Raw genomic sequence first — 16,687 nt, forward strand, 5'->3', positions numbered from 1 at the left:
GTATGTCTTTCTAATTTTCCCCATAAATAAATTCCCCCTATAGTAGACAGTACAGCACCTTTCTTTTAACTGTCTACTATAAGGGGATTATTACAACATACTTAAGTCCTCATCGTTAAAAAAGTATAAGCCTCAGTCGTAGTTTTCGACCAAGACATTCAATTTTTTAATCTGTTCTTCTACACCAGTATCCGCATTTACGAATATTTGATATGTGTCATTACCTCTTGTTCCTACAAATTCATAGCAAAGTACTTCTTGATTCAATTTATTTAAAATGATCGCTTCGCGCTCTTCCATTATTTTTAAGTTTGAACTAACACTATTTCTCGCTTCTTCAACCGATATTTTCGGCTTTGAAATCGTTCGTTTTGTATATGCTGCTAAGTAATTTCTTGATGAAAATCCTACAATACTTCCGTCATCAAGTGCAATTTTCATCGTAACAGATTCAGGATAGATTCTTACACCATCCTGCTTTGTTACATATGTAAATACACCAATCGTATCATATTGTGAGCTTTCAGTTAGCTCCATATTAGAGAATTTATTACGTTCTAAAAATTTAAGCCCATTAATAGAAGCCTGATTTAAATCGATTTTTTGCGCCTTAATATTTCGACGATCAATCACCCAAACTGGATATCCTCCTTTTTCGGTAATATCCATATAAATTTCGCTATTTGTTTTTGGTTCCCTAATTTCTAAGCTATAATACCGATCTGCTAATTTTTCCCCTGTAAGATCTACTTTTATTTGTGCTGTACTATTTAATTCAAGAAACTTTTTTGCAATGTCCTTCGCTTGCTCTGTCGTTATTTTTTCTCCTTTCACATTCGAAAGGCTAGCACGATTTACTTTATAATTTGTCAGTGAAGGATCTGCATTTGCATCGGAATATGTCATTACATTCCTTTCCACTGTCTTAAATCCATCAATAATTACGTTATTTTTTGGATTTTGATCTTTTGCATAAGCAAGCTCTACATCCATCCAACGTAATTTATTCTCAAATACCATATGCTGAACTTTCCTAATCTCACCTTGAATTTCAGCAGAGTTATCATATAACTTTTGCAGTGTTGCGTATTCATTTTGGGTCAATGGTTCTTTATCTAAATCTCTTACCGCAGTTCGATAACTAAAATCACCAATATTTGTTAGAAATTCCTCCGTTTTATTAACTGGTAATAGTCTCAAAGGAAGTTGCCCTACGTTTGATCTAGCTTGAGAAGTTAGTCCCCATACTTCGACTAGTGCTGGAGAGAGGGATGACTTTGATTTCATTGCTAAAGTATCGCCAATTTTATCATGTAATAAATCTAATTCATAGGATAGTTCATGAAATGCCCGTTGATAGTTGTTTTCTGCCTGGATATTTATTTCATTTTTAGCCTTATGCTCTGTATAACCCCAGTACGATGTTCCGATAAGTCCAATTGCTAACACGCCTATTGCAGCTTCCTTAATCACTTAAAACACTCCTTTCTTATCGGCAAAATATATGTCTACCAATTTGTTTTATTTGTGGTCTGCTCCAAATCCAAGCACTTGTGGCTGTGTCTGGATTAAAATAATAAAGTGCACTTTCACTAGGATCCCAACCATTTACAGCGTCTAAAACAGCTTTTTTGGCCGTCTCATTTGGAGTTAAATAAATTTGTCCGTCAGACACTGCCGTAAATGCACCCGGCTCAAAAATCACACCTGACACTGTGTTTGGAAACGATGGATTGCTAACGCGATTCAGAATTACTGCAGCAACTGCTACTTGTCCGATATATGGTTCACCACGTGATTCACCATAAACTGCATTAGCCATTAGCTGAATATCATTTTGCGAATAACCATTCGGAACATTTGATCCAGCACCTGCATTTTCACCTTTTTCATATTTTGTAGCTTTTACGAGCATCGCTTTTGTCTTAGCTCCAACAATTCCGTCGACAGGCATTCCGAAATTATTTTGGAAATTCCTAACCGCCCAATATGTGTTGTATCCAAATACCCCATCGACCTTGCTAGTGTAATAGCCGTTGTATTTTAAACGAGACTGTAATTCAATAACATCTTCTCCTGTAGCACCCATTTGAAGGACTTGGCTTGTAAAAGCATTTACATTTTTAAGTTGAACATTACAAAAGAAACTAAAAAATACGATTAGTAATATTAAAGGACCTTTTAAGAAAACTAGTTTCCTCATCTCAAACCTCCTAAAGTATAATTATCTCTTTTTGTATTTTTATCAAGAACCACCAATTTATGTAAATACTTTTGAAAATGCAATATGATTTCTTTCCGAGGTCTAAAAACAAGTCAGTTTTTTACCCAATAAAAAAGGGACCTTTTGGTCCCATTTTTACATTTTATTAAAGGTTATACCATCACCATATACTCGATCATAGATTACCCAATCCCAAATATCATTTGAATGATTTTGAAGTACCCAATCATACCATGAATGTTCAATCTGACCGTTTGTTAGAACTTTCATTAGAAGGGGGGCAATTTCGTAGGATTCTAATTTAAGATTTCCTTTTTCTAAAAATGGCTTCGAATAGTTTCTAATCTTGTCCATTGTATTTTTGTCATTACTCCAAATCCACATCGGTGTTTCATTATACCAATCTTCTCCTTCACTCTTCTCCACTGGTGCTCCCCAATGCTCGTATGTTGCCTTTTTATCGCCAAATGTAGGACGATGGTCACCATAAAAAAGGACGATGGTTGGATTCTTACGTTTTTTTATTTCTTGCCATACTGAAACAAGAGAATTGCCGCTTTTATAGATACCACTTGCATAACTCTCCACTTTTCCTTTTAACTCCTCATCCATAGGTACTCCACTAACTCTCATGTTCTCTTCAGGAAAATGACCTTTACGCCAATCAAAATGATTTTGCATTGTCACAAAAAATACAAATTGACTCCCCTTTTTATTAATTAGAGACAATGCTTTTTTCGAGCTACACTCGTCTGATAAATAGGAGCCAAATTTTTGGCAAGAAGATAAATTTGCTTCTGACAAGAACTGATTAAATCCTATGTTAGGATAAACTGCTTTTCGTTTGAAAAATGATGTTTTAAATGGATGAAGGGCTATCGTATCCATACCAAAGTTTCTAACATCTCGAATGAAACTAGGTGAAAGTCTATTCCCCATTTTACCTTCTTGGTATGGTGTTCGATCTTCGAATTTACGTTTTAATTTTAGACTAGTTAATACTTCAAACTCCTCGTTAGCCGTCCGTCCTCCAAATGTATTACTAATTAGAGTTCCATGAATACCTTCATTTATAGAGCGAAGAGGTGCATTTGGATCAGTGTTCCATTTTAATTTCATGTCATCTAGATTACTGTATGCCTCACTTTGAATCACTAAAATATCTGGTAATTGTTTAGGTTTAGAAAGTGGTTTTAAAGAATTGATTTCTTTAATGACCTCATTTTTCACTTTATTAGATACTTTAGGTTCTTCACGTTTGCTATTTACATAAGTTACTAAAAATGCTGGATACATACCATATCTTTCAACACTAGTCTCGTAATTCCAAGGTATATATTCTACATTTGAGTTTTTTACAAAATAAGCATAGCCTTCTTTTGAACCAAATGTAAAAAAGACCCCAAGTAATACGATTAGTAAAAGACGTAGACTATTTTTCCTTGCAGTAGCATTTCTCCATTTTTTATAGGCAAAGAAAGTCCCTAAAAAAAGAAATGTTATGATTCCAATTAGCCCTCCCCATTTGAGAAGAAATGGAAGCTTTGAAAATTGTAAAAAGACAATTGGGTCACGCAGGAAAAATAAATCACTTGGATGAAACGGCTCTCCAGTATATTTTATTTTCTCTGATAATGCATATGAAAAAAAACCAATTGATCCTACAATCGTAATTAAAATCCACCAAACATTAAAGCCTAGTACAGAAAGTCCAATTACTAGTATTGAAACAACAACTGACACAATCATAAAGTTCCACTTAAAAAAATCCGTGATGATCCAATTCTGATAAAGATTTACATTGTTTTTCCACAAATAATTATGAGACCAAATAACAAGTAAATAGCTACAGACCAATCCGATTAGAATTGGTCCTAGCAAATTAAAACTCTTTTTAATCATGAAGAATCTACCCTTTACAAAATTATTATCATTAACTTTGTTTATTTTCTTTTTTACATTAATTTCTCATTAGGTAATGCTTCATCAAGTTTGTTGAATTGTTGAATTAATTTCTCCGTAACTAATGATTCAAACACTTTAGTAGCACCTTCAATATCGCCAATTTCAGATTTGTATTTTGTTTCAAATCTACTGAGAATACTGCCTTCTTCAAAAATTCCCCATATATTATTCCCACTACCTTTGTAATCACTCAACTTAGAAGGTAAGTATGGATTAATATTTTTATAATCCTTCGTAAACGCATCATTAACAATTAGACAATCGAATTTTGTTGTAAAATTTAAAAACTCTAAAAAGTTAACATATGGATTTACTTTTACATGTTTTTCAATTATTTCTCCCGATAGTTCATTTGCAAGCGATTTTGGATCTGAAGTGAATACATGAAGTTTAATTTTATCTCTTAAATCAGGTTTCGTTAATTTAAGTCCCTCAATTATTTCATTTAATTTCCTCGTTTGATAAAACGTTCCGAAGTACCCTAGGTTTACCTTGTTTTCATCAATTCTATATTTACTTGCTTTAACGTGATAATATTGCTTCGGTAATGTCGGTTGATTACAAATTCTAGCTTTATTTAAAATAACTTCTTTCATTTCTTTCATTGGGAACATTTCAGACATATATTTCAATTGATTTTCATTTGTAAAAACAATTTCATCTGCAAATGCATAAGCAATATATTCACACCAAAAAAACATATTGTTATTTAATGCTAGTGGGAAGTTTTTTTTCTTTAAAAGTGCATTTACTTTTTTATAAAACCCTAAATCAATAATTGCTGACTTCCGTTCATTTCCATGAATATCTAATAGGATCGGATCAGAGAATTCTGCAACCCATTTTGCCTTTGGATTTTTTAATTTATACTCAAACGCTAAAAAGTGTGAAGCAGGCCATAGTGCTCGGCTATAAATTTTATGGTATGTACCATTTCTTTTTTCTTTCAATTTAATTTCCTTAAGGGATTTTTTAATAAAGTCTTTCATTGATTTCCACTGTTTAAAGCTACTAGTTGATGATATTTCCATCCGATTATTAATAAAACCATCCACCATTGCATTTTGTCGATAATCAGTTTCCCTTACCTTCGACATATTATTATAAATTACGTCTACCACTTCATTATTTTCGATAATACGTTTAGCCATTACTGTACCACTTGTATCAACATATGGTGGAAAACAATAAGAAATAATTAAAGAACGCGTCTCTCCATTGTATAGCTTAAAATAAGGGAAATAGACGAAACTGTGTTTATTTACTTCTTCAATTACTGTTTCTCTCAATTCATTTTTATTGTTAATATACCTGTCTATAAAGCCATATTGAGCATGTATTTTTCCTTTAATGAATTGTTGGATTGTAGGACTATTCGTTTCTCCTAGTAAAACATCAAGATGTTTCATGACTTCCAAACGTTCTTTTACATTAAACTCAAATGAATTTTTACGTCTAGAAACTGAATTATCTCTTAAAACTCGATAATAAATTGCCTGCTCTTCTAATGGAACAATCTTTAAATGAAAATGATGTAAAGCAAACAATTTAGTAAAAAACACTACATCTTCTCCACTTTTTAATCCGAGTTCGTAGCGTTGGGTTTTTACTTTCTTTGTTGGTATCAATTTACAAGCATTCATTGTTAAAACACTATTTAAATCAGTATAAGTATAAATTTTTGCATCCAACGCTTTTTTAATTTGGGAATTAACAGGATTATTAGGATTACTATTACCTTCTAGATCTACGTCCACAACTTGTGAAATGACAACAGATTCTTCATCAGCATGATTGAATAGTTTTTCAAGAAAGTTAGGTGAAATATAATCATCGTCATCCAAGAATGTAATGTATTTTTTTGATGCTTGTTGAATTCCCAAATTTCTTGCAGCTGAAACACTAGCTTCTTCTGAATGAAGAATGTTGAAATGATTAATATCATGTTCCTTAATGAAATTGATCAATATCTCTTCGGTTAGATCTTTTTCTCCATTGATAATAAAGATCACTTCAAAATATTTTGGTGACAAAGTTTGATTTTTCAATGATTCAATACATTTTTTTATCACTTTTTCACCTTTGTAAGTTGGTATGATTACGCTAATACCGTTTATTAACTTTTTAAAATGATATTTTGAAAATATTAAGTCTTCCGGGATTTCCTTATTCATTCGTTGGTAAATTTCAATCTTTATTCTTTCAATTTCTTCTAATCTTTGCTGAATTTCAAACTTGTTCAAAACCTACTCACCAACCTCTTATCTTTCTAAAAAGCCATCTTTTAGCTTTCCAATAAAACTGAATTAATCTGCCAAGCTTTGAGTGCATTACTTTTCGATACCGTTCTTCCATTATTTGAATTTCATTCTCTAGCTTTTCAATATACTTTATATTTTTATAATGCAGCTCTAACGCTGTTTCTTCATTAATTAATAAGGTTAAGAATTGTTCATAAAACTGAGACTCTATGTCCAAATTATTTAAATTTGATTTAAACTTGTTTAATTTTATAAACCAACTAGGTATTTCTAATTCATTCTCAATTGTTTCTGCATTTAATGAATGAGTTCTTGGATCGATTGTCATCTTTGATGAGTCCTTCCTAATAGCTTGAATACTTAATAATATGCCCTAAAAGAGCAGTTTTTTTTCATGAAATGATGAATTAGAATTCATTTCTTACGATAAAAAAAAAGACAATCACTTTATCGGTGAATTGTCTTCATGTTGTTGAAAAAAAATTTGTCAGTTATATTGTTGATAAATAAGTTGTATGATATTGATTTCCACTACAGGGTGCTCGCTTTCCATGGGGCGAGACCTGAGCCTCCTCGGCGCCGCCTGCTAAGGTCTCAGCCTTCCCGCTAATCCCATAGGAGTCGAGCACCCTTTCATTCCAATCAAGTTCTTGATAAATAAGAACAATCTTAAAAACAAAAATTGAACGAATGAATGATTCTTTATAAAGTTAACCTCTAATTAAATAAAAAAACCGCCCCAAATGGAGCGGCGATATCTACTTCTTTCCCAAAGTTAGAGTAAACTGCACGAGCTAATGATATGTTAATTTTTGCAAGTTAGCTAAAGTATTTATAAATCAATTAAAATCACTTGTTTATCAATAAGATGAAAGATAAAACAAATTTAGAATTGGATTTGATTATCCCTTTTAAATTTGCGAGTTACATCTTCATATACTCCTGAACCAAACAACACACCTATTAAAATTAAAATAAATCCGACTACTTGAGTTAAAACAATTTTTTCACCTAAAAATAATACCGCACCAATAAGTGAAAAGAATGGATTTAAATTTAAAAATATAGCCGCCTCTGTTGTGCCAACCTTACCAAGAGCAAAATTATATAGCATATGCCCCATAGCTGTTGCAACAACTGCTGATGCAAAAAATACCGCCCAAATCCCTACTGAATGATGCACCATACTAGCCATTCCACCTGGTTCAAGTATTTGGCTAATTCCGAATAAAATAATCGAACCCATTACTAACATATATCCAGTCATTAATCTTGGATCTAATGTTTTCGAAACTTTTTTTATTAAAACAAAGCTTGATGCTTGAGCTAAGATTGCTAAAAACACATAAAAATCTCCATGCGAAACACCATGAAAACCTCCACCGCTCTGGAAAACAATAAAAGCAACACCTGCAAAACCAAATAAAACGCCTAAAATTCTTACAAAGTTCATTACACTTCCTAAAAAGAAAACTGACAATAAGGCTGTTAAAAGCGGCCCCATTCCAAGAATTAGTCCCCCGTTTGATGCTGAAGTCTGGGATAGACCGATTGATAAAAAATAATGATGTGCAACTACATTTAATAGCATCGCAAAAAATACATACCCGAACTCTCTCTTAGTAAGCAAACGAACTTTTTTTATTAAAAATAAAATAATAAAAACACTTACTCCAGCAGTGAAAACACGGATAGCTGTCATCGTAACTGGCATAAAGTTCTCTACTAGAACTTTTGTTGCAATTACATTAAATCCCCATACCACCATAATACAAAATAAAATGATATAAATTTGTTGCTTCTTCAACTTCCCCACTTCTTTCTACTGGCCTAAATATAAAAAGAGGGCAAGTACCCCTCTTTTAATTTACTTTTTCTAATATAGTAAATTTTTAAGATTTATTCAAAGTGTATGCTCAGATTCACTAAAAATATGTTCCTCGTTTTACTTAAAAATAAATACTACCCTAGAAAAAGGTAGTATTTGTACTATAAAAAATATAAGAATATAATCATGTACCACAGAAAGTCTGATAAGGACGATCCGGATCAGGAGGTAGTGTACAATAATTTATCTGTTCTTTTGATTCAATAAAAGGATTAGAAAGTGCTTTAAGCAATTTCTCCATCACGGTATAATCTCCGTTCTCTACCGCTGCTTCTAAAGCTTCTTCTACGCGATGATTTCTTGGGATTACGGTAGGATTGTTGTCTCGCATTAATTGAAGAGAAGCTTCTTTTGATTCTGATTGTCTACTCAACCTCTCCTGCCACTGCTTCTCCCATTGGTTATATTCAGATGATGTAAACAATGGTAGTTCATCTTGATTACCATATGATAATGCTCTAAATGTATTCGTATAGTCTGCTTTATACTTTTCCATTATTTCAAGTAACTCATCAATTAATGACTTATCCTGTTCTTCTTCATTAAATATTCCTAATTTTTTCCTCATGCCTGCAATCCAATTATCAACATAAATAATAGGGTATTCAGAAATTGCATTCTGAGCTATTTCTAAAGCTTTTTCCTGATCATCATGCAATAAAGGTAATAATGTTTCAGCAAATCGTGCAAGATTCCAGCCAGCCATTTTTGGTTGATTTCCATACGCATAACGACCGCGAAGATCAATTGAGCTAAATACAGTTGCTGGATCGTACGTATCCATGAATGCACATGGACCATAGTCAATTGTTTCACCACTAATTGTCATATTGTCAGTATTCATTACTCCATGTATAAAACCAACTAATTGCCATTTGATAATTAGGGAAGCTTGGCGCTTAATGACCCCTTGGAGCAATGAAAGATATCGATTTGGATCATTTAGGTCAATTTCCGAATAATGCCTTTTGATTGTATAATCAGCAAGTTCTTGAAGTTCATTCAAACTACCCCATCTTGAAACATACTGAAACGTACCAACACGAATATGACTAGCAGCAATTCGGGTCATAACTGCCCCAGGTAATCGAGTTTCACGCTGGATTTGTTCACCTGTCGTTACAACAGCAAGACTTCGTGTTGTTGGTATCTTTAGTGCATGCATCGCCTCACTAATAATGTATTCGCGAAGCATCGGGCCAAGTGCTGCACGACCATCTCCACCTCGTGAATAAGGTGTTCTACCTGAACCTTTAAGTTGTACATCAAATCGCTCGTTTTTTGGAGTGATCTGTTCACCTAGTAATAATGCTCTTCCATCACCAAGCATATTAAAGTGTGCAAACTGATGCCCTGCATATGCTTGGGCAAGTGGCAATCCACCCTCTGGCACTTGATTCCCGGCAAAAACATTTACACTTTCTTCGCTTTGAAGTGATTGAACATCTAGACCAAGTGATAAGGCCACTGGTTTATTTAGAACAACCAATTTCGGTGAACTTACCGGATTTAAGTCTTGAGTAGCAAAAAAGAATTCCGGTAATTTTGAATAACTATTATCAAAATTCCATCCTGCATCATTTTTCACATTTCTCTGAGTCATCTTATCCCCCTTTTCCACTTCTTTCTTTTTTATTATTTACTCTCTACATATAACAAAAAAACCATAGATTTACTATGATTTTGTTTTCACAATCCATTCCTCTGGTTAGTGTCTACTCACAACTTCAATATATTCTAACATTGAATGAAAAAGGGCATAACTTCATTTAAATCATTTAACAAAAATAACGGCTACTCTACAGCAGCCGTTACTAGTAACGAATCCCGTGTAATCGTACGGTTCAACTTTCTCAATTTTAAAATTCCTGTTTATCAACAATTTCTCTATCCTGGACACTGCTTGATGTATTTACGATAAGTTTAGTATAAACCTTATCACAAAGCTTGATAACACAATAGCCAAGCAATCCTCCAGAGGTATTTAGAATTAGATCATCCACATCAAAAATCCCTAGAGAAAAAACAACCTGTAAGCTTTCTATGCATAAACTAAAACTCAAAGAACTAACGAATACGCTTATGAATGACATCCCTCTATTTTTAGATAATAGAACAAGAAACATTCCAAATGGGATGAATGCTATGATATTCCCAATCAAATTACTAAAATCAGGCCATGATGATAGACTCTGAATATTAATGAATATCGTTTTAAATGGGATAAGATTTCCCATTTTCAATTCGTTTATGAGATTAACAGGATTCCCGAGATTATTCTTAAGTTGATACAAAAGAAAGGACAGATCTCTCCAGCGGAATTTAAATAGAATGACTCTAATTATTGCATACATATAAAAGACAAATAGTACTGAAACAAAAATTTTGTTCATTAATTTGATTATTTTCATTCTGCTAAACTATCCTCCTTAGTATGTGCCCCGCTGTTAAATATCGTCACAATCACACCATCCATATTGTTACCTGATATATCATAACGAAGATTGGTAGGCACTTGAATGGTCGTATTTTTAGTATCAGGGTAATAAGATATTTCGTATTTTTGGCCATTTATAGTAGTAGATATAGACTTTTGTTTTTTTAAGAAATCCAAATACTCTTCTAAAGAAAAATTCTTTTCCTCCATGATCACACTATGCGGTAATCCAACGTAGCGAATATGCCAAGGTTCATATTGAATGCCTGTAATTGCCGTTTTATCCTTTGGATAGCGTATGATAAAGCCATATTTCCAAGCATTATTTTCTAGCCACTTACCTTCAAGTGCCTCATTCATTTTCATTTTGGTAGATCCTACATCAAGTGATAAACCCAAATTATGTTCACTATGGCCTGCAGGCAAGGCATAGTCTGAGCCCATTTCTTGATAAAGTGCATTTTGCTCATCAAAGTCTCGAAAGCCACTATTAATTGTAAAATGACGAACTCCTTCTTTTCTAGCATCAACGATCATCTTCGAAAATTTACGGGCAACATCCTGTGACAATTCAATTTTCGTATCAAGCAATTCGTATCCTTTTTCCAATTCTTTGTGAGTGAATAAGTTTACAACATCTGATTTTATACTTTCCTCGTGCACAGGATATTTTTTGTTTATTAAGACTAAGTTTCCTTTATAGACCTGTTCTTTTGTAATGGCCTTTGTTTGGAAACTTTCTGAAATCTCACTGTTATCTAACTGTACATTGTTAATTTTTTTATATGTTTGAATCTCTACTTGATCTTGAAGCGACGTTTCTTTATTAACGAATGTAAAAATCAGGCAAATTACTAAAGTAACTAAAAATCCCCACTTCTTCATTTTCACGTTCCTCCTAATACTGATTAATTCTAGAATAGGAAAAACTTTTTAAATAAAAAGTGGGGTAAACTTTAAATTTTTCTTAAATTCTTTATGAAACATTTAAACTTGGTCAATTGGGATAGTTTCCTGCGGTAATCGAACTTCAAATACAGTCCGGATTATACTACTTTCAGCCGTAATTGTTCCATTATGTTGCTCCACAATATTCTTTGCAATGAATAAACCAAGCCCTGTGCTATCTTCTTGATGAGTTCGTGCTTTGTCACCGGTATAAAACATATCAAAAAGATATGGAAGTTCCTCCGGAGGAATACAATCCCCATAATTAACAACCTGAACAATCACTTCTTGCCCATCAACAAACCCGTTAATATCTACAAACTGACCATCATATCCATATCGATTTGCGTTGGTTAAAAGATTCTCAAACACACGAGCTAACATCTCTCCATCACCCAAAATAGGTAAATTGGGCAAAAGATTCATTCGAGCGCTCAAATTATTTTTCTCGAAGACAGGGTACAATTCTTCTTTTAGTTGAAAAAGTAAATCACTTAAATTAATTTGCCTTTTTACAAGAGGTAACATGCCATAGTTCATCCTAGTTATTTCGAATAATTCATCAATCAGTTTTTCTAAACGCTGAGATTTAGTAAAGGCAATCGTTAAAAAATGCTTGACTTGTTCCTTAGTTAGCTTCTCATCCTTAAGAATTAAATCTAAATAACCTAACACAGAAGTTAGCGGAGTACGCAAATCGTGTGCCAAATTTACAACTAATTGTTCTTTACTGTTTTCTGAAAAATCGCCTCTTTGTACGGCCTCTTCTAATTTTTCACTTGCTAGATTAATTGCTTGAGCAATATCTTCGAACTCATCATTTGACTGGATCGAAACCCGATGTTGAAAGTTGCCACGTGCAAGATTATGAATTCCGTTTGATATTTCATTAAAATAAGTTGAATAGGGCTTAGTGAGTAAATAGAAAAACAATATCGAAAGTGGGATAAATAGAAATAGAAAGAAGTTAACGTCTCCAATACTCTGTATGAATCGACGAAGCTGGGCCAAGGGATCACCATAACGAACCATCGTGTGATAATAAAGCTGTAATCCTTTAAAAATTATGTAAGTTATAATACCAGCCAGAGTCATACTTAAAGCAAATAATACGATGATTTTGGAGCGAAAACTGCGTATTATCTTATCCATTAAATGAATACCCCACTCCCCAAACCGTTTTGATTAGCTTATTTTTTCGCTTATCTTCTCCAAGTTTTTTCCGCAAGGTGCGAATATGTACCATTACTGTATTACCACCTTCAAAATATGAATCACCCCAAACCTGCTGAAAAATATTTTCTACACTAAAAACTTTCTTTGGATGACTGGCTAATAAATACAAAATATCAAACTCTTTCGGTGTTAGCTCGATGTTTTCACCATAATGCAAAACTGTCCGTTGATCAGGGGAAATCATTATTTCACCAAACTCCAAAAGAACTTTATGATCATCTACTTTCGGTTGGTTTAACTTCATAAAGCGCCGTAATTGAGCATTCACACGTGCAACCAATTCAATGGGGGTAAATGGTTTCGTTATATAATCATCTGCTCCAATAACCAATCCTTGTACTTTATCGAAATCAGATGTTTTAGCACTCAAAAAAATTATTGGCATATTATGCCGCTCGCGAATGAGCCGCGTTACTTCATATCCATCCATTTTCGGCATCATAATATCCAATATCAACAAATCAATTGACCCGGTCTCGACTACATGAACAGCCTCCTGTCCATCCGAAACTTTAATAATTTGATAACCTTCTTTTTCTAAATGTAAGGCAATCAGGTCAGCAATCTCCTGTTCATCATCCGCTATTAAAATAGATATAGGCTTCATCAACAAATTTTCCTCCTATTTATCGTTACATCCAGTGGATGATTATCCTATTAAATATACTAGCTTTAGTTCTCCAATAAACTTTAGACTCTGTATTATTTTCTATTATTTCCTCTTATTCTTCAAGAATATGGTCCATTTTGGAATAAGGCAACTTTTTCAAAATTCTTAAAGTCATAAAAAAATACCCCTTTAGATCTTCACATCTAAAGAGGTATTTCTTCACTACTTTTATATTCCACACTTCAACTGAACTTGGCAATTATCACATGTATTACAACCACCATGTTCAACTACAGTACCAGATAGGCAGATTGGACAAGTGTCTCCGTTTTCTACACCTACGTTACCTGTTTTAACTTGAGCAGTTACATCAGTATCGTTTGTCGTTGCATCTTTACTATTTTCAACTGTTTCTAGTTCTACATTTGTAAAATCATTTTCTTCATTCGTTAGCGATAATACTTGGGCATCACGTGAACCGTCTACATAAACAGTCCCGCCTTTCGCTCCACCTTTGTGTAATCTTTCATACACTTTTGCTACTTGTTCAACAGAATAACCTTTCGGAGCATTAACTGTTTTACTAATTGAAGAATCAATCCATCTTTGGATAATACATTGTACATCAGCATGCGCCTCTGGAGAAAGATCCATTGTTCCAACAAATTGTTCAGGAAGATGTTCAATCATCTCATAAACATTTTCCTCAGTTACTTCATATCCATTTGCTTCTAACCATTCTAGTGCGATATCAGCTACAACTGGAATGAATTTACCTAAACGTCCTGAACGGAAGTATACGAAGTTAAAATAAGGCTCAAGTCCAGTGCTAACATTCATCATCGTTCCAGTACTTCCTGTAGGAGCAATTGTTAATAAGTGTGAATTACGAATGCCACTTTCTAAAACAGCTTCACGAATTTCTTCAGGCATTTTCTTCATATATCCCGAGTTAATAAAACGTTCGCGTCCATCTTCAAAAGTCGATAAGAATGGGAATTCTCCCTTTTCTTCCGCTAACTCAATTGAAGTATTATAAGCAGTAGTTGCAATCACTTCAAAAATTTGATCAACTAGTTTGTTGCCAGCTTCCGATCCATATACTAGCCCACAACGGATTAGTAAATCATGTAACCCCATCACACCTAATCCGATACGACGTTCACCTTTTGCTTGCTTCGTATTCTCTTCTAGGAAATACGGCGTTGCATCGATTACGTTATCTTGCATTCGCGTTCCGATTTGAACAGTTCGCTTTAATTTTTCCCAGTTAACTTTACCATTTTCCGTCATTTCCGCTAAGTTAACAGCTGCTAAATTACAAACAGAGAATGGCGCAAGTGGTTGCTCTCCACAAGGATTTGTTGCAACTACTTTTTGACCATAAGACACAGCGTTTGTCATTTTGTTGGCATTATCTAAGAAGAAGATACCTGGCTCAGCAGAATACGTTGCACAAACATTGATTAAATCCCAAAGTTCTTTTGCTTTTATTGTGTGGTAAGTTCGGACACCATATCCACTTGCAGCCCATTCACGTACATCTCCACATTCCTGCCATTCTTGATCATAAATTAAACGCATTTCATCATCATAGTTTTCTAAATCAGGGAATTGAAGCTTGTATTCTCCATCATTTTCTACTGCTTCCATAAAATCATCAGTTAAACAAACAGATATATTTGCACCAGTTAAAAAGTCAGGGTTGTGAACTGAGTACTTACCACCGTCATTTAGCAGTTCTTTTGCCTGTTCTATTTCAGGTGTATTTAATTTCCCTTCAATTGTTGCAATATGAATTAAAGCTTCATAAGCTGCTTTTTCAGTTGCACTAATAGGTTCGAACTTTAATTTACGCATTACTTCTTCACGAATTAATTTCGATTTTGTAGTTTGCGCAATATAGCGTAAAACCTTTGGATTTTGGTTCTTTGATACGATGAACTCTACAATATCAGGATGGTTGACGTTCATCATAATCATTTGCGCACCACGTCTTGAACCACCTTGAATAACTAAATTTGTCAATTCAGATAAATCATGTAACCAAGATACTGATCCACTTGAGCGTCCATTCACACTATAAACAATTGCATCGCGAGGACGTAAAGTTGATCCGTTTGTTCCAACGCCACCACCACGTGACATAATTTCCATTACCTTCTTACGGTGTTCACCAATCCCATCACGAGAATCGTGAATATGAGGCATTACATAACAGTTAAAGAATGTTGTTGAAGCTCCTGTACCGGCACCAGCCAAAACACGTCCCGCTGGTACAAAAGTTTTGTTAGCTAAAATTTCATAAAACATCTCTTTTACTTCGGAGAATTTTTCTGGAGTTTCTGCAGATGCAAGCCCACGTGCAACACGGTCTGCAATCTGTTCGTAGAAGATTTCAAGTGGCTTGTCTACTTTATTAAATGCAACTGTAATGAGTGCCCCGTCTTCAAACTGAGAATCTAATTGAACAGTTACTTCTTCCTGACTATTGTCAATAGCAATTACTTCACCATAACCACGACGAGGAAACTTTGGATCATCCTTATATGTTAGTACAACTAGGTCACCTACACCTAATGTAACAAGCTTAATATCTTTAAATGCGTATCGATCTAACATAACCGTTCTAGATACACCTTTAAATGTTGTTTTATGCATCTTTGGATTAATAGGTGTAATCATCGGAAAATGCATTATGTCTTGATTTAATTTCTGTATATTCGCAGGTAATTCAGCATCAATTATTGTATTTATCATCACCTGTTCCTCCTCGCAAAAGATTATATCGATTTTACCATATATCGATATATAGGTGTTCTCTTTCTTTTTAACACCCATATGTAGTATTCATCCCGTCTCAACAAGATATAAATATACCGACTTAAGAAGTAAAAGTCAATGTAAACGACTGAAATAAACTTATTTAAATTTGCACCATTTCCTACAAATTTCATTGACAAATATAAAATTTTAGTACGGGATGTTTAAAAACAACTACAAGAATTCCTTATACATAAATATCCTTCAATGAAAAGTTTGTTCATATAATTTTTTTATTTAAGTATGCTAATTTCTTTATTAAATAGTGTACAATTTATAGATATTAAAGAATGGA

Annotated in this window: 12 protein-coding genes; all 12 read right to left on the reverse strand. The window is 33.7% G+C overall.

Annotated elements, in window-relative coordinates; genetic code table 11:
* Window positions 1-132: 132 nt before the first annotated feature.
* The gene (ypeB, locus tag ACFVRR_RS21975) at window positions 133-1,473 is read right to left on the reverse strand and encodes a germination protein YpeB (protein WP_387332643.1); all 1,341 of its coding nucleotides are present in this window, start codon (window positions 1,471-1,473) and stop codon (window positions 133-135) included.
* Between the two features lie 16 nt (window positions 1,474-1,489).
* The gene (gene sleB, locus ACFVRR_RS21980) at window positions 1,490-2,203 is read right to left on the reverse strand and encodes a spore cortex-lytic enzyme (RefSeq protein WP_098233190.1); all 714 of its coding nucleotides are present in this window, start codon (window positions 2,201-2,203) and stop codon (window positions 1,490-1,492) included.
* 156 nt (window positions 2,204-2,359) lie between these two features.
* Complete coding sequence (locus ACFVRR_RS21985) at window positions 2,360-4,126, reverse strand: LTA synthase family protein (protein WP_387332646.1); 1,767 nt, start codon at window positions 4,124-4,126, stop codon at window positions 2,360-2,362.
* A 53-nt stretch (window positions 4,127-4,179) separates the two neighbouring features.
* Window positions 4,180-6,432, reverse strand: a complete 2,253-nt coding sequence (locus ACFVRR_RS21990; RefSeq protein ID WP_387332648.1) for a glycosyltransferase — start codon at window positions 6,430-6,432, stop codon at window positions 4,180-4,182.
* Window positions 6,433-6,439: 7 nt separating this feature from the next.
* Window positions 6,440-6,778, reverse strand: a complete 339-nt coding sequence (locus ACFVRR_RS21995) for a hypothetical protein (protein ID WP_097978227.1) — start codon at window positions 6,776-6,778, stop codon at window positions 6,440-6,442.
* Window positions 6,779-7,336: 558 nt separating this feature from the next.
* Window positions 7,337-8,257 carry a DMT family transporter gene (locus ACFVRR_RS22000; protein ID WP_097978226.1) on the reverse strand — a complete coding sequence of 307 codons (921 nt, stop codon included), beginning with the start codon at window positions 8,255-8,257 and terminating at the stop codon, window positions 7,337-7,339.
* 205 nt (window positions 8,258-8,462) lie between these two features.
* Window positions 8,463-9,941, reverse strand: a complete 1,479-nt coding sequence (locus ACFVRR_RS22005) for a protein adenylyltransferase SelO (protein WP_387332651.1) — start codon at window positions 9,939-9,941, stop codon at window positions 8,463-8,465.
* A 256-nt stretch (window positions 9,942-10,197) separates the two neighbouring features.
* Window positions 10,198-10,749 (reverse strand): VanZ family protein, encoded by a 552-nt coding sequence (locus ACFVRR_RS22010; RefSeq protein ID WP_387332653.1) that lies wholly within the window; start codon window positions 10,747-10,749, stop codon window positions 10,198-10,200.
* Window positions 10,746-11,660: a VanY-A/VanY-F/VanY-M family D-Ala-D-Ala carboxypeptidase gene (gene vanY / locus ACFVRR_RS22015; RefSeq protein ID WP_387332655.1), complete on the reverse strand. Its 915-nt coding sequence runs from the start codon at window positions 11,658-11,660 to the stop codon at window positions 10,746-10,748. The genes ACFVRR_RS22010 and vanY overlap by 4 nt, the downstream gene beginning before the upstream one ends.
* A gap of 102 nt (window positions 11,661-11,762) precedes the next feature.
* A complete protein-coding gene (locus tag ACFVRR_RS22020) occupies window positions 11,763-12,875 on the reverse strand; it encodes a HAMP domain-containing sensor histidine kinase (RefSeq protein ID WP_387332657.1) in 1,113 nt (370 codons plus the stop codon).
* A complete protein-coding gene (gene vanR, locus ACFVRR_RS22025) occupies window positions 12,868-13,566 on the reverse strand; it encodes a vancomycin resistance response regulator transcription factor, VanR-F/VanR-M family (protein WP_387332713.1) in 699 nt (232 codons plus the stop codon). Before vanR ends, ACFVRR_RS22020 begins: the two co-directional genes overlap by 8 nt.
* Window positions 13,567-13,797: 231 nt before the next feature.
* The gene (locus ACFVRR_RS22030; protein ID WP_387332659.1) at window positions 13,798-16,329 is read right to left on the reverse strand and encodes a vitamin B12-dependent ribonucleotide reductase; all 2,532 of its coding nucleotides are present in this window, start codon (window positions 16,327-16,329) and stop codon (window positions 13,798-13,800) included.
* Window positions 16,330-16,687 lie beyond the last annotated feature (358 nt).

Origin of the sequence: Gottfriedia sp. NPDC057948, assembly GCF_042887255.1 — a bacterium.
Classification (GTDB): Bacteria; Bacillota; Bacilli; order Bacillales; family Bacillaceae_G; genus Gottfriedia.